Source organism: Streptomyces sp. NPDC006326 (genome assembly GCF_040612915.1).
GTDB lineage: Bacteria > Actinomycetota > Actinomycetes > Streptomycetales > Streptomycetaceae > Streptomyces.
In genome coordinates this window covers 235,807-257,609 of record NZ_JBEXRC010000004.1, presented here as the reverse complement: position 1 = coordinate 257,609, position 21,803 = coordinate 235,807, and the positions used below count along the sequence as shown (strand labels likewise).

The 21,803-nt window shown below is 73.8% G+C and carries 17 protein-coding genes and 2 pseudogenes; 6 read left to right on the top strand and 13 right to left on the bottom strand.

What is annotated here, in order from left to right; translation table 11 throughout:
• From ABZ128_RS05520 to ABZ128_RS05505, 4 genes are all read right to left on the bottom strand, one after another.
• A partial coding sequence (locus ABZ128_RS05520; protein ID WP_356846187.1) for a carbonic anhydrase occupies positions 1–685 on the bottom strand: 685 nt, incomplete at its 3' end.
• 194 nt (positions 686–879) lie between these two features.
• Positions 880–1,179: an SHOCT domain-containing protein gene (locus ABZ128_RS05515; protein WP_356846186.1), complete on the bottom strand. Its 300-nt coding sequence runs from the start codon at positions 1,177–1,179 to the stop codon at positions 880–882.
• A 193-nt stretch (positions 1,180–1,372) separates the two neighbouring features.
• On the bottom strand, positions 1,373–2,038 hold the full coding sequence (locus ABZ128_RS05510) for a response regulator transcription factor (RefSeq protein ID WP_356846185.1): 666 nt from the start codon (positions 2,036–2,038) through the stop codon (positions 1,373–1,375).
• Positions 2,035–3,213 (bottom strand): sensor histidine kinase, encoded by a 1,179-nt coding sequence (locus tag ABZ128_RS05505; protein ID WP_356846184.1) that lies wholly within the window; start codon positions 3,211–3,213, stop codon positions 2,035–2,037. The genes ABZ128_RS05510 and ABZ128_RS05505 overlap by 4 nt, the downstream gene beginning before the upstream one ends.
• A gap of 180 nt (positions 3,214–3,393) precedes the next feature.
• Here ABZ128_RS05505 and ABZ128_RS05500 point away from each other — a divergent pair, with 180 nt between their 5' ends.
• Complete coding sequence (locus ABZ128_RS05500) at positions 3,394–4,152, top strand: 3-hydroxybutyrate dehydrogenase (RefSeq protein ID WP_356846183.1); 759 nt, start codon at positions 3,394–3,396, stop codon at positions 4,150–4,152.
• Positions 4,153–4,214: 62 nt separating this feature from the next.
• Complete coding sequence (locus ABZ128_RS05495) at positions 4,215–4,835, top strand: CBS domain-containing protein (RefSeq protein WP_356846182.1); 621 nt, start codon at positions 4,215–4,217, stop codon at positions 4,833–4,835.
• Here the strand turns inward: ABZ128_RS05495 and ABZ128_RS05490 are convergent.
• Positions 4,832–5,134, bottom strand: a complete 303-nt coding sequence (locus tag ABZ128_RS05490) for a DUF1876 domain-containing protein (protein WP_356846181.1) — start codon at positions 5,132–5,134, stop codon at positions 4,832–4,834. The two genes, ABZ128_RS05495 and ABZ128_RS05490, sit on opposite strands and share 4 nt — an antisense overlap.
• A 30-nt stretch (positions 5,135–5,164) precedes the next feature.
• Entirely contained in the window at positions 5,165–6,673 is a 1,509-nt protein-coding gene (locus ABZ128_RS05485; RefSeq protein ID WP_356846180.1) for an ATP-binding protein, read from the bottom strand.
• Between the two features lie 192 nt (positions 6,674–6,865).
• Between ABZ128_RS05485 and ABZ128_RS05480 the strand changes: the two genes are divergently transcribed.
• Positions 6,866–7,552 (top strand): HAD family acid phosphatase, encoded by a 687-nt coding sequence (locus ABZ128_RS05480; protein WP_356846179.1) that lies wholly within the window; start codon positions 6,866–6,868, stop codon positions 7,550–7,552.
• A 30-nt stretch (positions 7,553–7,582) separates the two neighbouring features.
• Here ABZ128_RS05480 and ABZ128_RS05475 read toward each other — a convergent pair whose 3' ends face one another.
• Positions 7,583–8,692, bottom strand: coding sequence for a CapA family protein (locus tag ABZ128_RS05475; protein WP_356846178.1), 1,110 nt, complete (start codon positions 8,690–8,692; stop codon positions 7,583–7,585).
• Positions 8,693–8,768: 76 nt separating this feature from the next.
• Between ABZ128_RS05475 and ABZ128_RS05470 the strand changes: the two genes are divergently transcribed.
• A complete protein-coding gene (locus ABZ128_RS05470) occupies positions 8,769–11,471 on the top strand; it encodes a SpoIIE family protein phosphatase (protein ID WP_356846177.1) in 2,703 nt (900 codons plus the stop codon).
• A gap of 148 nt (positions 11,472–11,619) precedes the next feature.
• Here ABZ128_RS05470 and ABZ128_RS05465 read toward each other — a convergent pair whose 3' ends face one another.
• The 6 genes and pseudogenes from ABZ128_RS05465 to ABZ128_RS05440 form a co-directional block, all read right to left on the bottom strand.
• Entirely contained in the window at positions 11,620–12,939 is a 1,320-nt protein-coding gene (locus ABZ128_RS05465; protein ID WP_356846176.1) for a cytochrome P450, read from the bottom strand.
• Positions 12,936–13,517, bottom strand: coding sequence for a cupin domain-containing protein (locus tag ABZ128_RS05460; RefSeq protein ID WP_356846175.1), 582 nt, complete (start codon positions 13,515–13,517; stop codon positions 12,936–12,938). Before ABZ128_RS05460 ends, ABZ128_RS05465 begins: the two co-directional genes overlap by 4 nt.
• 32 nt (positions 13,518–13,549) lie before the next feature.
• A pseudogene (locus ABZ128_RS05455) lies at positions 13,550–14,771 on the bottom strand (cytochrome P450).
• A gap of 204 nt (positions 14,772–14,975) precedes the next feature.
• Positions 14,976–16,013 (bottom strand): annotated as a pseudogene (locus tag ABZ128_RS05450) (type III polyketide synthase); the annotation flags it as partial.
• A gap of 185 nt (positions 16,014–16,198) precedes the next feature.
• A complete protein-coding gene (locus ABZ128_RS05445) occupies positions 16,199–17,386 on the bottom strand; it encodes a M6 family metalloprotease domain-containing protein (RefSeq protein ID WP_356846174.1) in 1,188 nt (395 codons plus the stop codon).
• Positions 17,387–17,417: 31 nt separating this feature from the next.
• Positions 17,418–18,683 (bottom strand): alpha/beta fold hydrolase, encoded by a 1,266-nt coding sequence (locus tag ABZ128_RS05440; protein ID WP_356846173.1) that lies wholly within the window; start codon positions 18,681–18,683, stop codon positions 17,418–17,420.
• A 255-nt stretch (positions 18,684–18,938) separates the two neighbouring features.
• On the opposite strand from ABZ128_RS05440, the gene ABZ128_RS05435 reads away from it, so the two are divergent.
• Both ABZ128_RS05435 and ABZ128_RS05430 read left to right on the top strand, forming a co-directional pair.
• The gene (locus ABZ128_RS05435; protein ID WP_356846172.1) at positions 18,939–20,684 is read left to right on the top strand and encodes an ABC transporter substrate-binding protein; all 1,746 of its coding nucleotides are present in this window, start codon (positions 18,939–18,941) and stop codon (positions 20,682–20,684) included.
• Between the two features lie 63 nt (positions 20,685–20,747).
• Positions 20,748–21,719 carry a LysR family transcriptional regulator gene (locus ABZ128_RS05430; RefSeq protein WP_356846171.1) on the top strand — a complete coding sequence of 324 codons (972 nt, stop codon included), beginning with the start codon at positions 20,748–20,750 and terminating at the stop codon, positions 21,717–21,719.
• Positions 21,720–21,803 lie beyond the last annotated feature (84 nt).

The window sequence follows — 21,803 nt, the reverse complement described above, 5'->3', positions numbered from 1 at the left end:
TGTGTAGGCGGTGGGGGGGGGGGGGGGGGGCGGGGGGGGGGGGGGGGGGGGGGGGGGGGGGGCGTGGGGCCCCCCCCCCCCCCGCCGCGCCCTCCCGACTGTGGTCGATGGAGGGCCGGATCCATTCGGCGAGGTACTGGATGTGGGCGGGCAGCCGTTCGCCGGTCTCGTCCGCGTGGACGGCGGCGCCGACGGCCCCGCACGACTGGTGGGCGAGGACCAGTACCAGGGGGATGTCCAGTTCGAGGACCCCGTACGCGATGCTGCCGAGGACGGCTTCGTCCAGTACCTCGCCCGCGGAGCGGACGGTGAGCAGATCGCCGAGGCCCTGGTCGAAGACGAGCTCCGGGGGGACCCGGGAGTCGACGCAGCCCAGCACCACGGCGAAGGGGTGCTGGGCCGTGGTGAGCTGGAGCCGTACCGAGCGCGACTCGTGCGGGTGCTGCTGCCGGTAGGTGCGCCAGCGCCGGTTGCCCTCGGTGAGCCGGTCCAGGGCCTGTTCCGGGGTGAGGGGGCGGTCGGTCGGGTGGCCCGGCCCGGACCCGGTGTCCGGGGCCGCGGAGGCGGGGAAGACGGAGCCGAGGGCGAGTACCGACCCGGCGGCCGCCGAGCCGGCCACGGCGGCGCGCAACAGGCCGCGCCGGCTGGGCGAAGGGGTGTGCGATGTCTGCGTGTTCGAATGCATCGCGGGACGGTATCCCGGCTCCGGGAGTGCGGGCCCCGGCGGTGAGGGGAATGGCCGGGAGCACCCCGTGATACGGCCGGATCGAGACGCAGGTCTCACGATCTGGGACAAGGGGCGTGTTGGCCCCCGGGCCGGAGCGGGCCCCCGGGGGCCGTGCCGCACCGGGGGCCCGCCTCCTGCCCGCCCGGGGGGGCTCAGGCGGGGCGGCCCTTGCCTTCCGGGAACGGGCGGCCGAACTGCTCGTCCAGCACGGACAGCCGCCGCCAGTACTCGTCCTCGTCGATCTCGCCGGAGGCGAAGCGGCGGCCGATGATCGCGATCGGTGAGTTCTCGCCGTACGGACGGCCCGCCGCCGCCCACGGTCCGCGCGGGCCGCGCCCGCCGCGCCACACCGTGCGGCGCAGGACCGTGACGACGCCGATGACGACGGCCGCCCAGACCAGCGGGAAGAAGAGGATCCACGGGCCGGGCCCGTCGTGTGCCAGGGTGTTCATCTCGGTTCAGCTCCTCGGACGTGTTCGCCGCGCCGCCCTTGCGGGCGACGACACTCCGAGACTGGCTCCACGGGGGCGCCCGGCGCGTCGTACGGCCGGCGGCACTGCGCGTACCACCGGTGGAGTATCCGGGGGTCCGGCGTGGGCCGTGGCCGCAGCCGTGGCCGCAGCCCGTGGCCCACCGGGACCCGTGTCAGCCGAGCCAGCCGGGCCGGACCAGCCCCGACTCGTAGGCCAGGACCACCAGCTGGGCCCGGTCACGGGCGCCCAGCTTGACCATGGTCCGGCTCACGTGCGTTTTCGCCGTCAGCGGGCTGACCACCAGGCGCCGGGCGATCTCCTCGTTGGACAGGCCCAGTCCCACCAGAGCCATCACCTCGCGCTCCCGCTCGGTCAGCCGGGCCAGTTCCGCCGCTGCCGCGGGCGCCTTCGAACGGGCGGCGAACTCGGCGATGAGACGGCGCGTCACCCCGGGCGAGAGCAGCGCGTCGCCCGCAACCACCGCCCGCACCGCACGCAGCAGTTCCTCGGGCTCGGTGTCCTTGACCAGGAACCCGGAGGCCCCGGAGCGGATCGCCTCGAAGACGTACTCGTCGAGCTCGAAGGTGGTGAGCATGACCACCTTGACCCCGGCCAGCGCCTGGTCCCCGGTGATGGCGCGGGTGGCCGCCAGGCCGTCGAGCACCGGCATCCGGATGTCCATGAGGGCGATGTCCGGGCGCAGTTCGCGGGCGAGGCGCACGGCTCCGGCGCCGTCGGCCGCCTCGCCGGCCACCTCGATGTCCGGCTGTGCGTCGAGCAGCGCCCGGAAGCCCGCGCGTACGAGCTGCTGGTCGTCGGCGAGCAGAACGCGGATCACTGGTCCTCCCCCGGGTCCGGGCTCCGCAGCGGGAGCCGGGCCCGTACGCGGAACCCGCCGTCCGGGCGGGGTCCCGCCTCGACGGTGCCGCCGAGGGAGGCCGCCCGCTCGCGCATGCCGACCAGCCCGGTGCCGCTGCCGCCCGCGTCACCGCCGGTGGCGGGGCCGTCGTCGTCCACGCGCAGTTCCAGCACGTCCGGCGCCCGGCTGATGCGGATCCGGGCCGTCCGGGCCCCGGAGTGGCGCACCACGTTGGTCAGGGCCTCCTGCAGGATCCGGAAGGCGGCGAGGTCCGTACCGGGCGGCAGTCCGCGGGCCTCGGCTCCGCCCTCCACCGAGACCGTGAGCCCGGCCGCGGCCGCCTGCCCGACCAGCTCGCCCAGCCGGTCCAGCCCGGGGGCGGGGGTGCGGGGGGCCTCGCCCGGGGCCCGCAGGGTGTCCAGGACCTGCCTGACCTCGCCGAGGGCCTCCTTGCTGGCCGCCTTGATGGTGCTGAGCGCGGTGCGTGCCTGCTCGGGGTCCGTGTCGAGCAGGGCCAGGCCGACGCCCGCCTGCACGTTGATGACGGAGATGCTGTGGGCCAGTACGTCGTGCAGCTCGCGGGCGATCCGCAGCCGCTCCTGGTCCACCCGGCGCCGCTCGGCCGCGGCCCGCTCGGCGCGGTCCCGGGCCCACTGCTCCCGGCGTACGCGGACCAGCTCGCAGGCGGCCAGGACGGCGATCGCCCAGGCCGTGACGGCCCCCTCGGGCGCCCAGGGGGCCGGCCCGTCGCCCGGGGGCGGCAGCCGGCGGTACAGCCAGTGCCCGATGAGCAGGTGCCCGGCCCACAGCCCGCCCACCGCGGCCCAGGCGGCGTGGCGGTGTCCGGCGACGACGGCTGCCAGGGCGGCGAGGGCGACGCTGACGAAGACGGGGCCGTAGGGGTAACCGCCGGCGAGGTAGGCCAGGGTGACCGCGCAGACCCCGTACAGCACCGGTACGGGGTGGCGGTGGCGCAGGACCAGCAGGGCGGGCCCCAGCAGGAGCAGGATCCGCCCGAGCACGCCCAGCGGCTCCCGGCCGGCCTGCACCTGCTGCGCCCACCCGCTGCCGGCCTGCGCGAGGACGGCGACGAGCAGCGCCGACCGCCACGGCAGCCGCCCCGCCCCGTCCTGCCCCCCGTGCCGCTCCGCCATGGGGCCACGCTAGACGGCGCGGCCCCCGCCGTCGTCCGCCGGACGGGGCGTCCCCCCGTACTCCCGGGGGAGTACGCGGCGCTACGCGGGGCACCCATGGCGGACGGCTCCAGGTGCCAGCCCGGGACAGTGGTGGCCGCCGCCATGGGCCCGGGCGGCCGTCCTGCCTAGGGTCGAGCCATGACGAGCCAACTTCCTTCCCTGCGGGAGCGCGTGGCGCTGGTGACCGGCGGCGGCAGCGGCATCGGCCGGGCCTGCGCCGTCGCCCTGGCCGAGGCGGGCGCCACCGTGCACGTCGTCGACATCGACGCGGAGTCGGCCGAGACCGTCGCCGCCCTCGTGGGCGGACGGGCCCACGGGGCCGACCTGGCCGACCCTGAGGCCGTCCAGGGGCTGCCGGCCGGCGTGGACATCCTGGTCAACAGTGCCGGCCTGCAGTACGTGGCCCCCCTCACCGCGTTTCCGGTCGAGCGTTTCGCGCGCATCCAGCAGGTGATGGTCACGGCGCCGTTCCTGCTGCTGCGCCACGTGCTGCCGCACATGTACGCGGGCGGGTGGGGGCGGGTGGTCAACATCTCCAGCGTGCACGGCCTGCGCGCCAGTGCCTTCAAATCGGCCTACGTCGCGGCCAAGCACGCCCTGGAGGGGCTGAGCAAGGTCGCCGCGATCGAGGGCGCCCCGTACGGGGTGACGAGCAACTGCATCTGCCCGGGCTACGTGCGCACGCCGCTGGTCGAGGCGCAGATCGAGCAGCAGGCCGCCGCGCACGGCATCAGCGCCGAGGACGTGCTCGCCGAGGTGTTGCTGGCCCGGTCCGCGATCAAGCGCCTGATCGAGCCGGAGGAGGTCGCGGCGGCCGCCGTGTGGCTCTGCGGGCCCCACGCCGACTACCTGACGGGCGCCTCCCTGCCGCTGGACGGGGGCTGGGGCGCGGCCTGACCGCCCGGACCGCGGCACATCGGCCATCATGGGTCTGGAATGCCCGAGCCGAGGAGGGCGCGATGAGGCACCGCAGTGTCGCGGACATGATGACGCCCACCGCCGTCGCCGTGCAGCGGGGGACCACCTTCAAGGAGATCGCCCGGCTGCTCGACGAGTTCGGCATCACGGCCGTTCCGGTCCTGGACGACGACGGCCGTCCCGTGGGCGTGGTCTCCGAGGCCGACCTGCTGCACCGCTACGGCGAGGGCAGCGGCGCCGAGACCGCCGAAGGCCTGATGAGCAGTCCCGCGATCACTGCCCGCCCCGAGTGGAGCGTGGTCCGCGCCGCGCGGCTGATGCGGCAGAAGCAGGTCAAACGGCTGCCCGTGGTGGACCGGGAGAACCGGGTCATCGGGGTGCTCAGCCGCAGTGACCTGCTCCAGCTGTTCCTGCGCCGTGACCGTGCCATCCAGGAGGAGATCCTGGAGGACGTCCTGACCCGTACGCTCCGGCTGCGGCCGTCCGATCTGACGGTCGAGGTCCGCGACGGCCTGGTGACCCTCAGCGGGACCGTTCCGCGGGCGAGCCTCGTCCCCGTCGTGGTGCGGCTCTGCCAGAGCGTCGACGGGGTGGTGGACGTCGTCGACCGGCTGGCGTACGTGGACGACGACAGGGCCGAGGGGCCCGCCGGCACGCCTTAGTCCTCGGCGACGTCCAGCCATCCCGCATAGGGCTTGAGGGAGCCCTGCGGGGTGAGGGCTCCGGTGGCGCTCATGTCCCCGAGGGCCGTCCGCTTCAACTGGTCCGCCATGTTCTCCATGGCCCGTGCGACGGCGAGTTCGTCACCGATCTCCGGGACGTCCGGGTCCTGGGGGTTGCGGCGGGCGGTGCCCTGCCCGGTCAGCTTCGTGGAACCGTTGTCGAGTTCGAGCCGGGCCTTCGTGGTGCGGTCCTCCTCCGAGACCTGGAGGCGGACCTTCCACTCGGCGGTGTGCGACATGGCGTGCCTCCCAGGTGCTAGTGGCAGGTGCTAGTGGCCGCGGTACAGGCGGTCGAGGTCGACCAGCATGACCTCGCCCCGGTCCTGCGCCGCGTGCAGTTCCGGGCTGAAGCCGCGGCCGCCGTAGAGGGCGGGGCGGACCCGGCCGGTGTCCTCGCCCGCGGCGGCGACCGCGTCGACGAGGCGGTGCAGTCTGCGCAGGTGTTCGACGTCCATGTCCGCGCCCAGCCGGGCGAGCCCGATGGAGAGGAGCCTGGTGGGCCCCTGGCCGTCGTGTCCGCGGACGACGACTTCGGCCGCGTGCGCCTCGGGGGAATCGGGGTCGCTGCCGAGCGAGCCGTAGGCGGCCGTGACCGGCGCGCCGCCGAAGGTGGCGGGGGCGGCGAAGTGCTCGGCCCAGTGCCGGCAGATCTGGGCGAAGCAGTCCTCGGCGATCCGGGAGAAGTCCGCCCGGGCGCTCCGCCAGACGGCGCCGGCCTCCTCGCTCTCCAAAGCCGTTCTGCGGGGGCGCACCACGGCGTGTTCGAAGGCCAGCAGGGGGTCGGCGATGCGGTGGCGGACGAGGCCGGGCCGCAATCCGTCGGGCTGCGAGAGCAGGAGTCCGTGGTCGCGCAGGAGGGCCAGGGCGCGGGAGGCGTCGGTGAGCTGCTGTCCGGTGTACGCGGCGATCTCGCCGTGGGTCGTGCAGCCGGAGGCCAGCGCCGCCAGGGCCGAGTGGCAGGCCCCGTGGCTGCCGTGTCCGGTCTCCTCGTCGACGAGGTGGCGGGCCTCGCGGAACAGCGGCGTCCGGGGGTTGAGCACCGTCCGGCAGACCCAGTCGTCGAAGTCCTCGGGCCCCCGCGGCACGTCGTCGTTCACGTAGTCGTACCGGTAGGCGGGGGTCCCGCCGACCACCGCGTGGACGCGCAGGGCCAGCGCGGGGTCCTCGATGCCCCACAGCCGCGCCGCCGCGCGGAAGTCCAGCGGCTGGATCCGCAGTTCCAGCTCGGCGATGCTGCGCAGGGGGGAGCCGGCGAAGAGCCGGCTCATGACGGGTGCGGTCTCGCCCCCGAGCACCAGGCGGGTCCGGTTCTGCCTGGCGGGGCCGGCCAGCCGCCGGAGCGCGCCGTGGATCACGGACGGCAGGGCGGGGCTCGCCTCGACCAGGTCGGGGAAGGCGTCGATGACGACCGGCAGGGGTCTGGTGTCGCCCAGGGCGAGCAGCTCGTCCACCGCGTGCTTCCAGTCGGGCCACCGGCTGGGGGCCGCTGCCCGGCGGTAGCGCGCGTACTCCTCGCCGAGCCGGCGCAGGGAGTCCGCTTCGGTGGCCTCTTGGCCGCTGAAGTAGAAGCCCCCCGTGGCCCGGGCGAGCGCTTCGAGGAGCAGTGTCTTGCCCTGCCGGGGGCGCCCGGAGACCACGCACAGGCCGGGGCCGCTCTTGGGGTCCTGTGCGAAGGCGGTCAGGGCCGCCCATTCGTCGTCCCTGTCGAAGAGCCGCCGGGGCCGCGCCGGGCCTTCCGGTTCGCGTACCGGCGTTGGCCGGGGGTCTGCGGCGTTCACGCTGGGCACCTCCGCAAGCCGCTGAGGGATGCCTCCATTTTCGGCGGCCCGGGCGTTCCGCGCGCGCCCGCCGGAGATCAACATTCATCTGCAGGCCGACAGAGATTTGCTACCGACCGGTAGACACCGGCGGCCCGCGGCCTGATTGTGGACGCGCACATGCCAAATTCGGCCACCGAGGAGCGCCCCCACATGCGCAGCACCCGCACCCGTATCCGCCCGCTCGCCGCCGCCACCGGCGCGGCCGCGGCCGTCGCCGTCCTGGCGCTGGCCCCGACCGCGTCCGCCCGGCCGCTCACCGCCACCGCGCAGCCCGCTCCCGCGGCGGCCCCGGCAGCGGTGAACGCCTCCGCGCCCGGCGGCAACGCCTACCTGCTCGGCATCGACTACGGCACGTGGCGGCGCGATGTCGCGGCCGTCATCGGCACGGCCCGCCCGTACGTCGAGCAGCGCATCGCCCGGTCGCCCGCCGGCGAGAAGCCCGCGATCGTGCTCGACATCGACAACTCCTCTCTGGAGACCGACTTCCACTGGTTCTGGACCTTCCCGACCCCCGCGATCCCCGAGGTCCGCGAGCTGACCCGGTACGCCGACGAACACGGCGTCGCCGTCTTCTTCGTCACCGCCCGCCCCGGGATCGTGTACTCGGTCACCGAGCACAACCTCAAGGCCGTCGGCTACCCGGTGTCGGGGCTCTACGTGCGGGACCTGCCCGACCTGTTCAGCGAGGTCAGCACCTACAAGACGGCCAAGCGCGCCGAGATCGAGGCCCGCGGCTACACGGTCATCGCCAACATCGGCAACAACCAGAGCGACCTGGTGGGCGGCCACGCCGAACGCACCTTCAAGCTCCCGGACTACGGTGGCAAGCTCTCCTGACCCACCGCCCCGACCGGGACGCACAGGCCCTCACCGGGGCCGTACGACGAGCACGCCGCCGGCCTCCCGGTCGACCCGGGTGGCGAAACGGCGACCGATCCGGTCCAGCACCGCCCCCAGCCAGCCGGAGTCCTCGGCCGAGGCGTGCTCCAGGCGCATCCGACGCGCCTGCAGGGGGACGATCCGGACACCGGCCAGTGCGCCGGTGTCCGGCTCGACCGACACCAGGTACAGCGGCCGCAGGTCGTCGCGGTAGCGGGCGTGGCCGCCGATCCCCTCGTAGTCGTCGATGAAGTCGCCGCAGCCGTGGAGGATCAGCCTGCCCCGGTAGACCTCCAGCGGGCGCGGGTGGTGCGAGGAGTGCCCGTGGACGAGGTCCACCCCGCCGTCGACGAGGGCGTGGGCGAAGCCGATGTGGCCCGTGGGGACCTCGTAGCCCCAGTTCGACCCCCAGTGGATCGAGACGACGGCGATGTCGCCGGGCCGTTTCAGCTGCCGCACGCGCTCGGTGATCCCGGCCGCGGCGGCGGCCGAGGTGTCGGGCAGCAGGTCCACGCCGCTGCGCCCGTCGCCCGCGGCCCACGTGTGCGGGATGCCGCTGGAGGGCACGCCGCAGGAGAGGACCAGCACCCGGCCGCCGCGGACCGGGAGGACCGCCGGCCGCCTCGCCTGCGCCCGGTCGCCGCCCGCGCCCGCCGTGGCGAGCCCCGCACCGGACAGGACCGCGAGGGTCTCCGCGAGCCCGCTGCGACCGAAGTCCAGGACGTGGTTGTTGGCCAGGACGCAGACGTCGGGCCGGACCGCGGCCACACACGGCACATTGGCCGGGTTCATCCGGTAGTGGACCCCCTTCCCGGGGGCGAACGCGGCGCTGCGCGTGATGCTGGTCTCCAGGTTGACGATCCGCACGTCCGGCGCGGCCGCGTCCAGGACGGCGAGCGCCTCCCCCCACGGCCAGGCGGGATCGACGGGCCGGGGAATGGGCCCGTTCACCGCTTCGGCGAGTTCGACGTAGGCGCGGGCGTCACGGATCCAGGACTCCTGCAGCGCGGGATCACCGGGGTGCGGAAGGATCTGGTCGACACCCCGGCCCGTCATCACGTCGCCGCAGAGGAACAGCGTGACCGGCCGACCGCGCATACTGCCAGGCTAGGACCCGCCGCCACGAGGGCGCGCGGCGCTGCGAACGTACCAGCGGCGGCCTCCAGTGCTACAAATGGATCGTGGCCCATCCTTGCAACCCGTGCCGGGGACGTCGGTGCGGTCACTGATCGGAAACCGCCCACGGAGCGTCGCCCGACAGGTATTCGTCCTTCAGGTGGCGGTCGTGGTGCTGCTCGCTGCCGGTGCGGTGCTGGCGCTGGTGCTCCAGTCCCGCCACGACGTCGACCGGGAAGCACGCAACCGGTCCGTGGCGGTCGCTGAAACCTTCGCCCACTCCGTCGGGCTGCACGCCGCGCTCCGGTCCCCCGACCCGTCCAAGATCCTCCAGCCGCTCACCGAGGCGACGCGCAAGGTCTCCGGGGTCGACTTCATCGTCGTGATGGACACCCGCGGGATCCGGTACACGCACCCGCTTCCCGACCGCATCGGCAAGCGCTTCGTGGGCACGATAGAACCCTCGCTGGCGGGCCACGTGCACACCGAGAGCGTGCGGGGGCCGCTGGGCAAGGAGATCCAGGCCATCGTGCCGGTCTTCTCCGAAGGCGACCACGGCAAGGTCGAGGCGCTCGTGTCGGCGGGGCTCAAGGTGAAGAACGTGACCGGGGTGGTCGACCGGCAACTGCCCGTCATCCTCGGGGCCAGCGCGGCCGGCCTCGCCCTGGCCACCGCCGGCGCCGCCCTGATCAGCAGGCGCCTGCGACGCCAGACCCACGGCCTCGGCCCGCTTGAGATGACCCGCATGTACGAGCACCACGACGCGGTGCTGCACAACGTCCGCGAGGGCGTACTGATCATCGACGGCCAGGGCCGGCTGCTGCTCGCCAACGACGAGGCGAAACGGCTGCTCGCCCTGCCCTCCGACGCCGAGGGGCAGCTCGTACGGGATCTCTCCGGGCTCGACCGGCACCTGGCCGACCTCCTGCTGTCCGGCCGGGTCGCCACCGACGAGGTGCACGAGGCCGGCGACCGGCTGCTGGTGATCAACCAGCGGCCCACCCGTCCACGCGGCAGCCCCGAGGGGACGGCGGTGACCATCCGGGACTCCACCGAGATGCGCGTGCTCAGCACCCGCGCCGAGGCCGCCCGCAGACGCCTGCGGCTGCTGTACGACGCCGGGGTGGGCGTCGGCACCACCCTCGACGTGGAGCAGACCGCCCAGGAGCTGGCGGACGTCGCCGTACCGCGCTTCGCGGACTTCGTCACGATCGACCTGGCGGAAGCCGTGCTCCGCGGCGACGAACCCACCGGCGCCACCCCGGACCTGCGCCGCGCCGCGGTCAGCGGCATCCGGGACGGCTCCCCGCTCTACGAGCGGGGACGGCTGATCGACTTCCTGCCCTCCACACCCCAGGCGCGGGGGCTCAGCAGCGGCCGGGCCGAGGTGATCACCGATCTGGCCGACGCTCCGGGCTGGCACGCGCAGGACCCGCCGCGGGCCCGGGCCATCATCGACTTCGGGATCCACTCCCTGATCATCGCGCCCGTGAAGGCACGCGGGGTCGTCCTCGGCGTGGTCAACTTCTGGCGTTCGCAGAAGCCGGAGCCGTTCGACGAGGAGGACCTGTCCCTGGCGGAGGAGCTCGTGGCCCGGGCCGGGGTCAGCATCGACAACGCCCGCCGCTACACGCGCGAGCACACCCTGGCCGTTGCCCTCCAGCGCAGTCTGCTGCCGCGGGACCTGCCCGAGCAGAGCGCCGTGGAGGTGGCCCACTACTACCTGCCCGCGCAGTCCGGGGTGGGCGGCGACTGGTTCGACGTGATCCCGCTGCCCGGCGGCCGGGTCGCCCTCGTGGTCGGGGACGTCGTCGGCCACGGCCTGCACGCCGCAGCCACCATGGGCCGGCTGCGCACCGCCGTACTCAACTTCTCCTCCCTGGACCTGCCCCCCGACGAGCTGCTCGGACGGCTCGACGGGCTCGTGCAGTACATCGACCAGAGCGGGGCCGACGGCGGGGACGGCAGCGGGCTGGGCCTGCTCGGGGCCACCTGCCTGTACGCGGTGTACGACGCGGTGACCCAGCGCTGCACCATGGCCCGCGCCGGGCACGTACCGCCCGCCGTGGTACGCCCCGACGGCACGGTGGAGATTCCGGACCTGCCCGCGGGGGCCCCGCTGGGACTGGGCGGTTTCCCCTTCGAGGTGGCTGAGCTGGACCTGAGCGAGGGCACCCAGCTGGTCCTCTACACCGACGGGCTGATCGAGAACCGCGGCCGGGACATCGACGAGGGGCTCGACCTGCTGCGCGCGGCGCTGGCGCACGCGGAGCGGGACCCGCAGGAGGTCTGCCGGGCGGTCCTGAAGGAGATGCTGCCGGTGCGTCCGCGGGACGACGTGGCCCTCCTGGTCGCCCGTACGTCGGCGCTGCCGGCGGACTGCATCGCCGAATGGGACGTGGCGTTCGAGCCGAGCGCGGTCGCCAGCATGCGGGCGGCCGCGGTGGAGAAGCTGGACGAGTGGGGCCTGTCGGCGCTCGCCTTCGGCACGGAGCTGGTGCTGAGCGAGCTCATCACGAACGCGATCCGGCACGGCGCCGCCCCGGTGCGGGTACGCCTGCTGCACGACCGGGTGCTGACCTGCGAGGTCTTCGACGCCAGCAGCAGTTCGCCGCGCCTGCACTACGCCACGACGACCGACGAGGGCGGCCGCGGCCTCTTCCTGGTCGCGCAGCTCAGCCGGCGCTGGGGGGCCCGGTACACGCCGGACGGAAAGGTCATCTGGTCGGAGCAGGCGCTGCCCGACTCCGAGGACGTCTGACGGCCCTGGCCGCGTAGGGGGCCGGGTCGTCTACCAGAACGGCGTTTCGCGCCTGCGCCGCTCCCGGTCGACCAGGTTCTGTACGGCCTCCTCCGCCTCCGCGCAGAGCCGGCGGGCCGCGCGGACCGGCGGGTCCGGCGCGGCGCCGTCACCAGGCGAGGGGCAGTGTCCGGGGTCCGCGGTTGATCGATCCGCGGCGCCACCGCACCTGTTCCGGTGGAACGGCCAGCCGCAGCTCCGGCGCCTTCCGGAGCAGGGTGGACAGGATCGTGAGGCACTGCATCCGGGTCAGTGCGGCGCCCAGGCAGTAGTGCGGCCCGTGGCCGAAGGCGAGGTTCGGGGCTCCGTCACGGGTGAGGTCGAGCCGGTCGGGGTCCTCGAAGACCCCGGGGTCGCGGTTGGCGGCCAGGTAGGACACGTACACGGCGTCCCCGGCACGGATCGTCACGTCGCCGACCCTCACGTCCTCGGTGGCGATGCGCGGCATGCCGACCCCGTTGCGCTGCGGGATGAACCGGAGCAGCTCCTCGACGGCGGAGGGGAGCAGTCCGGGGTCCGCGCGCAGGGCGGCCAGTTGCCCGGGGTGGGTGAGCAGGGCGTAGACCATGGTGGTGGACTGGTTGCGGACCTGGTCGAGGGCGTTCAGCACGATCATCACGGTCAACGAGATCAGTTCGGGCCGGCTCAGTTCGCCCCGGTCCTGGGCGGCGGAGAGCTCGCTGAACAGGTCGTCTTCGGGGTGCGCCAGCCGGTGGGCGGCCAGCTCGCGGAAGTAGGCGGCGATGTCGGCCTTGACGGCGCTGCTCTCCGCCGGGGTGTGGTCGGTGGAGAGGATGACGCCCCGCCACTCCTGGAGGCGGCCGAGATCGGCTGCCGGAACGCCGAGCAGCCTGCCGATGACGTGTTCGGGCAGCGGACCGGTCACGTGCTCGGCCAGGTCCGCCGGGGCGCCCCGGCGCATCATCGTGTCGACGAGCCGTTCGGCGGTCCTCTCGGTGTCCGCCCGGAGTGCGGCGGTCCGCCGGCGGTTGAACGCCTGGGCGACCAGCCGCCGCAGCCGGGTGTGGTCGGGCGCATCGGTGCGGCCGATGCCCTGGGCGGGGGCGACGTTGTGGGGGGTCATGCCCGTCACGGGCCGGCCCACGGTGAGCGCCCTGCTGAACCGGGCGTCGGAGGTCACCTCCTTGACGAGGTGGTACCGGGTCACCAGCCAGGCGTGGCCCTCGCCGAACCGCATCCTGACCAGCGCCACCGGCTCCTCACGCAGCAGCCGGTGCAGGAGCGGGTCGAAGCTTAGGCCGTCGAGGTGGTCCACCGGCCAGTGGTGCACGGCGGGATCCTGGGCACCCCCGCACGGCGGCGGGGCGGGCGCGTCCCCGGGCCGCATGTGCGGCAGGGTGACGGGCCGTACGTCCTGCGTCGCCGCACTCCCGGGTACGCCGGTGCCGGCACCCGCGTCCTCGCTCACGCCGGGACCTGCTCGGGAGAGGCCGGTGCGGGGACGACCGGCGGCTCGTGGCGCAGCGGGGTCAGCTGCTCGATGTCGTAGCGGCCGCGGAGCTCCTCGACGGCCGCCCGATCCACCTCGCCGCCGCTGTTCAGCAGGTCGAGCAGTTCCTCGAAGTACCGTTCGTGGTCCGGGGGCGGGGCGGCCTGGAGCAGCATCCTGGCGGGGCGGCCCGTCGGGTTGGCGAAGGCGTGCGGGCAGCCGGGCGGCACCAGGATCATCGTGCCGGCGGTGGCCCGTACATGGCGCTCGCCGGAGCGGGACTCCCAGGTCCGCCAGTCGTCGCGCGTACGGATCCTCGGCTCGAAGGCCATGACGTCGAGTTCGCCTTCGAGGACGTAGAAGAGCTCCTCGCTGCGACCGTGGACGTGGGCTCCGACGTCGAATCCGGGGGGTACCACCACCTCGAAGGTGGAGGCGGTGGACGAGTGCGCACCCGTCACCTTGAACGTCACCTGTTGCGCCGACGTGCTGAGGGTGCGTCCGGCACCGGGCGGGACGATGAGGCCGTCACCGCGGTACGTGTCCTGCTGGGGCACTGCTGTCTCCTCCATCTCGTCGGTCTCCCGGGTCACCAGGTGACCGGCAGCGTCCGGGGGCCGCGGATCAACGCACCGCGCTCCCATTCCAGTTCCTGTTCGGGTACGGCGAACCGCAGGCGCGGGAAGCGGTCCCACAGCGAGCGCAGCAGGATCTCGCTCTCCATCCGGGCCAGGGTGGAGGCCGGGCAGTAGTGCGGGCCGTGGCCGAAGGCCACGTGCGGGTTGGGGGTGCGGTCGAAGTCGAGCCGCCCGGGATCGGTTAAGACGTCCGGGTCACGGTTGGCGGTGAGGTACGAGACGTACACGGGATCACCGGCCGGGATCAGCACCCCTCCCACCTCCACGTCCTCCAGCGCGATCCGGGAGAGGCCCACGGCGTTGCGGTGGGGGATGTAGCGCAGCAGTTCTTCCACGGCCTGGGGCACGAGTCCGGGCTCGGCCCGCAGCCGGGCCAGGTGCGCGGGACGGGTGAGGAGGGCGTACACCATGTTGGCGCTGTTGTTGCGGACGGCGTGTGCGCCGCCGATCTGGACCAGTACGGCGAGGCCGACCGCCTCGTCCCGGCTGAGGACGCCGCCCGCGACGGCCTCCGCCAGGGCGCCCGCCAGGTCTTCCGCCGGTTCGGCCGTACGGCGTGCCAGCAGACGCCGGAAGGCGTCGGCCATCGCGGCCTTGGCGGCTTCGCTCGCCTCCCGCCCGTGCGCGGCGGACAGGATGACGTCGGTCCAGCCGCCCATCCGGTCCTGTTTCCTCCTGCGGCACCCCGAGGAGCGCGCACACCATGGCCAGCGGGAAGGGCCGGTGCAGGTGCGCCACGAGGTCGAGCGGGCCGCCGTGCTCCTCCATGCGGTCGAGCAGGCCGTCCATCACGTGCTGCGCGTGCCGGCGCAGGCGTCCGAGCGAGCGGGCAGTGAAGGCGCGGGCGACCACGCGCCGCATGCGGGTGTGGTCCGGTGGATCGGCGAAGCCGACCGCCCCGTCCATGGGGATGAAGTGGGGCGCGAGGCGGGTGACGGAGCGCCCCACGACGGCCCGGCGGCTGAAGCGCGGGTCGCAGGACACGAACCGTACGTCCTCGTACCGGGTCACCAGCCACGCGTGCCCTTCCCCGTGGGGAAGGCGGACGCGGGCGACCGGTTCCTCGTGCAGCAGGCGCGCGAGCAGCGGGTCGAAGGCGAGTCCGGGCAGGTCCGGCGGGGCCCAGAAGTGCACCTGCGGCCCTGCCGGTTCCGGGGGTGCCGCGACCGGCACCGCCGGCGCGGGCACGCGGGCGGGCGGGGCTGCGGTGACCGGGGCCCTCGCCTCCGAGGACACCGCAATGCGCGCGGGCTCCGGTGCCGGCACCGCCACCGTCCCCGGTCGGGCCCGGGGGATACCGGTGGCCGCTCCCCGGGCCGGCCGGGTACGCGAGCCCGGGCGTGCGGCCCCCACGAGCGCCGGCTCGGCGGGGGCCGTCCAGCGACCGAGCGCCATCTCGGCGGTGATGCCCGGGCCGAAGCCCGCGATCAGGCCCTTGGCTCCCTGCTCGGCCCCGCCCTCGTCGAACAGGCGGGCCAGGGCGTCCAGGACGACGGCGCTGGCGATGTTCCCGTACTCGGTGAGCGTGGCGCGGCTGAACCGGAACGCCTCGGGCGGGACGCCGAGGTAGGTGCAGAGGTCGTCGAGGATGCGGGGGCCGCCGGCGTGTACGACGTAGAAGTCGAGGTCCGAGGCGTTCCAGCCGTGCCGTGCGGCGATCCGGCCGAGCACGGGGGCCAGTGCCTCCATCGTGCCGGGGACGCGCTTGTCCAGGAGGAAGTGGAAGCCGGTCTCCCGTACGTCGTACGCGATCCAGTCCTCCGTGCCGGGCACGAGGTGCGAGCCGTTGTGTTCGAGCCGGATACCGGTGCCGTCCGTGCCCCGGACCACGGCGGCGGCGACGGCGTCGCCGAAGAGGCCGTTGGACAGCAGGGTGCCGACGCCCAGATCGGTGGGCTGGTAGCTCAGCGAGCAGAACTCGCAGGCCACGATCAGGGCGTTGGCGCCGGGATAGGCCCTGCAGAAGTCGTGCGCCCGGTTGACCGCTGCGCCCCCGGCGGCGCAGCCGAGCTGGGCGATCGGCAACTGCCGGGTCTCCAGCCGGAACCCCATCGTGTTGATCAGCCAGGCCGTGAGCGAGGGCATCATGAACCCGGTGCACGACACGTACACGATCAGGTCGATGTCGGCCGCCGTCAGCTCGGCGTTCTCCAGCGCCTGCCGCACCACTTGGGGCACCCGCGCCTTGGCCTGGGCCTCGTAGAGCTTGTTGCGCGCCTCGAACCCGGGGTGGCGCAGGGTCTGTTCGAGCGGCTGCACGAGATGCCGTTTGCCGACACCGGTGTTCTCGATGAGGCGTAACGCCAGCCCCAGTCGGGGATGGTCGCGGTGTACGGTGCGCACGAGGTCGAGGGTCTGCTCCGAGGTGATGACGTACTCGGGCACGGCAACGGCGGGTCGGCACAAGACGGCCATGGAGGAACATCCCGTAGGGCTGGGGGCAGGAACCGGCCCCGCTCGCGGCGGCCGGGTGGACGGACGGCTCGACCGCCGCTGGACAAATCCTTGCAGCATGTCGAGCGCGAACAGCCACTGAAGGCCCCATCACCACACAAAAGTGTCATCCGCCCGGATCGCGCGACGCCTTGTCACCGCTTCCCTCAGCCACGGGTGAGCCTCACCAGGTCGCCCGCCGCCCCGCCCGCGAGGACGTCGATCCGGGTGCCGGTGGCCGGGTCGGCGAAACTCTGTCCGGGCGCGTACGCCCCGAGGTCGAGCGGGGTGCAGCCGGCGGACGGGGCCGCGGCCGGCGTGGCGGGCACGACCCGGACCGGGCCCTCGCCCGTGCGGGCCGCGGAGTCGACCTTGTAGAGGAGGACGCCTGTGGAACAGGCGGCCCGGTCGGCGCCCTCCGCCCGACGGGATTCGACGACGTACGCCGTGGTCGCGCCGGTGCGCAGCACCGCGATCTTGGTGCCGCCGGGGCGTTCCACCGGGGTCAGCAAGACCGTGCGGCGCCCGCGTGCGGGCAGACAGGCGACCTGGTCGTCGCGTGTCCAGCCGAGTTTCCAGGAGTGCCAGCCGAGGTACTGGGGAGCGGGCCCGGCGATGTTGCCCATGAGGTCCCAGCCGCCGGTGTACTGGTGGGTGGCACCGGTGAAGGAGTACAGGTCCGGCAGGCCGAAGGTGTGGGCGGTCTCGTGGGCGGCGACCAGCGGTCCCCAGTGCCACATGTCCTGGCCGAAGGTCACGGCCCACTTCAGGCGGGTGCCGTCGGCGCTCACCCCGGGCGTGGCGGGGTCGTAGAGGTAGGTCGGGGAGAAGGAGACGGCGGTGGCCGCCTTGGCGGGCACGATGTAGACCATGTCGTGGCGGGAGAAGTCCACGTGGGGGTCCGCGGCCGTGACGGCGTCGCGCACGTACTTCTCGTGGGCCTCGAAGGTGAGGCCCCGGGCGAAGCCGTAGGTGTCGGAGTCCGCCGGCATGCGGATCCATCGGCGCAGGGGGCTGAGGGCGAGGCGGGACCGGCCGTGGCTGGCGGTGCGCAGCCAGTCGGCGGCGGGGGCGAGGTGGGCGGCGTAGGGGTCGGTGGAGTCGTCGGCCCGGGCGTCGGGGAAGTCCACGAACAGCATCAGGACGCGGCGGGTGCCGGTCGGGGGCTGGAACCGGGCGCGGTCGGTGTCGTGGCCCTCGTCGGTCCAGCCGGTCCTGCCGGGGAGGGCGCAGTCGGCGGCGGGGGCGGCGGGGTGCGGCGCCGGGGCCGCGGTTGCCTGGGCGGGGGCGGCCAGGCCGAGGAGGAGGGCGGCCACCGCGGTGGCCGCGCGCAGGCTGGTCCGTACAAGGGGCATGGGGATCCCTCGGGTCGGGGGTGGGCAGGGTTTACGCGCGGCCGGCGGCCAGGTCCATCAGCCGGGCCAGGACGGCGCCACCGGAGGCGCTGACTCCGTCGTGCTCCCATTCGTTGGTCACCCAGACCCGGGTGGCGCCGATCTCGGCCGCGGTACGCAGGGAGAGGCCGGCGTCGACGTACATGTCGTCGTGGTAGACGGCCGCGGCGAGGGGAACGGTGTTGGCGGCGAGGCGGTGGGGGTCGTACAGGGCGGGCCAGTCGGTGCGCCGCGCCAGGAGCTCGGCGGCGTCGACGAAGGGACGCAGGCCGGTGATCTCCCGGAACATCCAGGGGTAGATCATCTCTCCGGTGAGCAGCAGGGGATTCGCCTCCTCGGCGAACTCGGGGAAGTCGGCGAGGGCCCGGGCGGCGGCCCAGGCGGTCGGCCCCGCGCCTTGGCCGTAGAGCGTTTCCTGCAGCACGGCGAACAGCGGATTGTCCGTGAAGGCGGTCAGGTTCATCACCTGATGGCGGAAGGTGTCGGTCAACCGGCCGTCCGCGTCGAGGGATTCCTCCAGCAGCCAGTGGAGCCGCTCGAAGCCGTCGCCCATGCCGAGGCAGAGGCCGAGGGTGCGCAGGCGGCGGACGGTGAGCCGGTCGCCGTCGGGCAGGCGGACGTCGTCCGCGGCGAGCAGGTCGGCGATCGTGCGCAACTGGTGGGCGTCGTCGGGGTAGCGGGCGTAGAAGCCGAGCACGCGGTCGCGTACGCGGGGGTAGGTGCGGGCGTACACGTCGTCGCCGGTGGCCGAAAGGCCGGGAAGCCCTCCGGCCACGTAGCAGGCCCGCAGGCCTTCGGGGGCGCGGGAGAGGTAGGTGAGGGTGAGGAAACCGCCGTAGCTCTGCCCGAGGGTCTCCCAGGGGGTGTCGCCGCACAGCCGGCGGCGGATCAGTTCCGCGTCGGCCACGATCGCGTCGGCGCGGAAGTGGGCGAGGTGTGCGGCGAGTTGGCGAGCGGTGTCGAACCGGGCGGCGGACCGTGCGGTGACCGGGGTGGAGCGGCCGGTGCCGCGCTGGTCGAGGAGCAGCACCCGGTGGGTCTTCAGCGCGTGGGGCAGCCAGCCGGGCGAACCGACGCCGGGGCGTGGCGATTTGCCGCCGGGACCGCCCTGGAGGTAGAGCAGCCAGGGCAGTTCCTCGTGGGCACGGGCCGGGTCGGCAACCTCACGGGCGAATACCTCGATGTCCGGTCCGTCGGGGGCCCGGTGGTCCAGGGGGACGCGGAAGACGTGGTCGGCGGTCGCGTAGGCGGGGTTCATGGATCCCTTTCACGGCCGAGGGGTCGGGCCGCGATGCGAGGTGTGACGTTGCGCCCCGAGCATGGCTCCGGGTCCGGCGTTCCCGGGAGCTCCCGCCTTCCCATAACGCCGCGTTATGGCGTACCGACATCTTGGGAGTGCAATGTCACATGGCTAAGTTGGCGGCCATGCCCGGCCGCTCGGCTGCCACCGATCCCCCGTTCCGTCGCCCCTGCGATCACCCTGCCCCCCTTCCTCGCCCCGGAGAGACCCCGTATGGACCTGCGCACCCGCACCTCCCTCGCCGCCGCACTGGCGGCAGCCCTCGCCCTCGGCACGGCCGGATGCCTCGGCGGCACCCATGCCGGCTCCGCCCCGGGGGGCCGCAGCCCCGCTGCGGCCGGCACCGGCACCGTGATCGGCGGCACCCCGCAGAAGGGCGGCACCCTGACCGTCCTGTCCAACCAGGACTTCACCCACCTCGACCCGGCCCGCAACTGGGTGATGGGCGACATGGACTTCGGCACGCGGCTGCTCTACCGCACCCTGGTCACGTACAAGGCGGAGCCGGGAGCCAAGGGCGGGGAGCTCACCCCCGACCTCGCCGAGGACCTCGGCGTCCCCTCCGACGGAGCCAAGACCTGGACCTTCAGGCTCAAGGCGGGGCTGCGGTACGAGGACGGCTCGCCGATCACCGCCCAGGACGTCAAGTACAACGTGGAGCGGTCCTTCTCCCCCGACCTGCCCGGGGGCCCCGACTACGCGGCCCGCTACCTCGCCGGCGCCGAGGGCTACCGCGGCCCGGCGCGGGGCGAGCACCTCGACTCCGTGAAGACGCCCGACGAGCGCACGATCGTCTTCGAACTGCGCAAGCCCTTCGCCGAGTTCCCCCACGCCACGGTGCTGCCCACCTTCGCCCCGGTCCCCCGGTCGCACGACACGGGGTCCCAGTACGACAGCCGCCCGTTCTCCTCGGGCCCGTACAAGATCGATGCGTACGACCGCGGCAAGCAGCTCACACTGGTCCGCAACCCCCACTGGGAACCCGCCACGGACGGAGTGCGCAAGGCCTACCCGGACAGGGTGGTCGTGATGATGGGCCTGCGGGCCAACCAGATCGACGACCGGATCATCGCGGCCTCGGGCGCCGATGCCTCCGCCGTCTCCTGGGGCAAGCTGCGCCCCGAGAGCACCCCCAAGGTGCTCACCAAGTCCGACGTCAGGGCGCGGCTGCTGTCCGAGTCCTCCAACTGCACCGAGATGGTGCAGATGCACACGGGCCGTGCCCCCTTCGACGACGTCAAGGTCCGCCGGGCCGTCCAGTACGCCCTCGACCGCGAGGCCATCCTGACCGCCTCCGGCGGTCCGGCCCTCGGCGACATCGCCACGGCCCTCATGCCCGGCTCCATCTTCGGCGGCAGACAGCCCGACACGCTGGGGATCCCGGCCACCGGCGACATCGGAAAGGCGAAGCAGCTGCTGGAGGAGGCGGGGAAGCCGGAGGGGTTCGCCACCTCGCTCACCGTCTCCAACGGGGACAAGGGGGTCGCGGAGGCCGTCCAGCAGTCCCTGGGGCGCATCGGGATCAAGGTCACCATCGAGACCGTCGACCCGTCCGCCTTCTACGACACCATCGGCGACACCAAGAGCCGCACCGACCTCGTCTACACCGGGTGGTGCCCGGACTACCTCTCGGGCTCCACCTTCCTGCCCTTCGTCTTCGACGGCCGCTACATCAAGGAGAAGGGCAACTCCGGGAACCACTCGCTCTTCCGCGACGAGGCCACCATGAAGCGCATGGACGAGATCGCCGCCATGACCGACACCGGGCAGGCCGACCGGGCCTGGCAGGAGCTCGACGGGCAGATCCTCGCCCAGGCCCCGGCGGCGCCGGTCGTCATCGAGCGCATGCCCCTGCTGGTGGGCACGAACGTCGCCGGCGCCTTCGGCCACACCTCGTTCGGCGGCCAGATCGACTACGCCACCATCGGCCTCAAGAACCCGGAAGGGGCAGGGCATTGAGGGGCCTTCTCCGGCCATCTTCAGCCATGTGACATTTCACATAGGAGGCGTACCATCTGCGCCATGGATCTGGAGGTACGGCACCTGCGGGTGGTCTGCGCGATCGCCGAGGCGGGCAGTCTCACCCGCGCCGCCGCCGCGCTGGGCGTGACCCAGCCGGGGCTCAGCGCCCAACTGCGCCGTATCGAGGCCATGCTGGGCGGGACCCTCTTCGACCGGCGGCAGGACGGGGCCGCTCCCACCCCCTTCGGGGAACTGGTCCTACGGCGGGCCGGGGCCATTCTGCCGGGGATCGACGGGCTGCTCGCGGACACCGCCCGGGCCGCCCGCCGGAGCTCGGGGGCGGGCCGCGTCCGCATCGGCTCGGTCGGCGCCCCCCTGCTCGGCCACCTCATCCTGGCCGTCAAGGCCCTGCTGCCGGAAGCGGAGGTGACCGCGCGCTGCCGGTACTCCCCCGTCACCCTCCTCGACGACCTCGCGGCCGGCCGGCTGGAGGCGGCCGTGCTCGGCGACCACCCCGACCAGGAGTTGCCGGACCGCCGGGACGTCCTCCTCCATCCGCTCGTCACCGAGCCGGTGTTCGCCCTGCTGCCCGCCGCCCACCCGCTGGCCTCGCGCGAAGAGGTCACCCTGGCGGAGCTCCTGGACGAGGACTGGGCGGCGCCCCGGCCCGACAGCGACCGGACCTGCGAGTACTGGTCGTCGGTGTGCGCGGTGACGGGCCGCCGGCCCTTCACCCCGTACGAGGCGGAAGGGCGGCAGCTGATCGAGATCGTGCGGGCCGGCCTGGCCGTCAGCCTCTGCCAGGCCACCTTTACCGAAGTGCCGGGGGTCGCGGTGCGCCCCCTGGTGGGAAATCCGCTGTGGTACCGGCACGTCCTGGCCTGGCGCAGCGACGGCCCGCTGCAGGAGTGCGGCCCGGAGCTCCTGCGGGGCGTGGCCGACGGCTATCTGCGCACCTGCCGGGCCGGCGCCGCGTACACGCGCTGGCGAAGCCGCCATCCCCACGCGGCGGTTCCGACCGTCGGCTGGTGATCGGGGCCGGTCCGGGAACGGTTCCGCCGGAGCCGCGGGGACCCGCCCCGCCCTGGGGTGGCCGGTTATCGCTGGTGGGGTGGA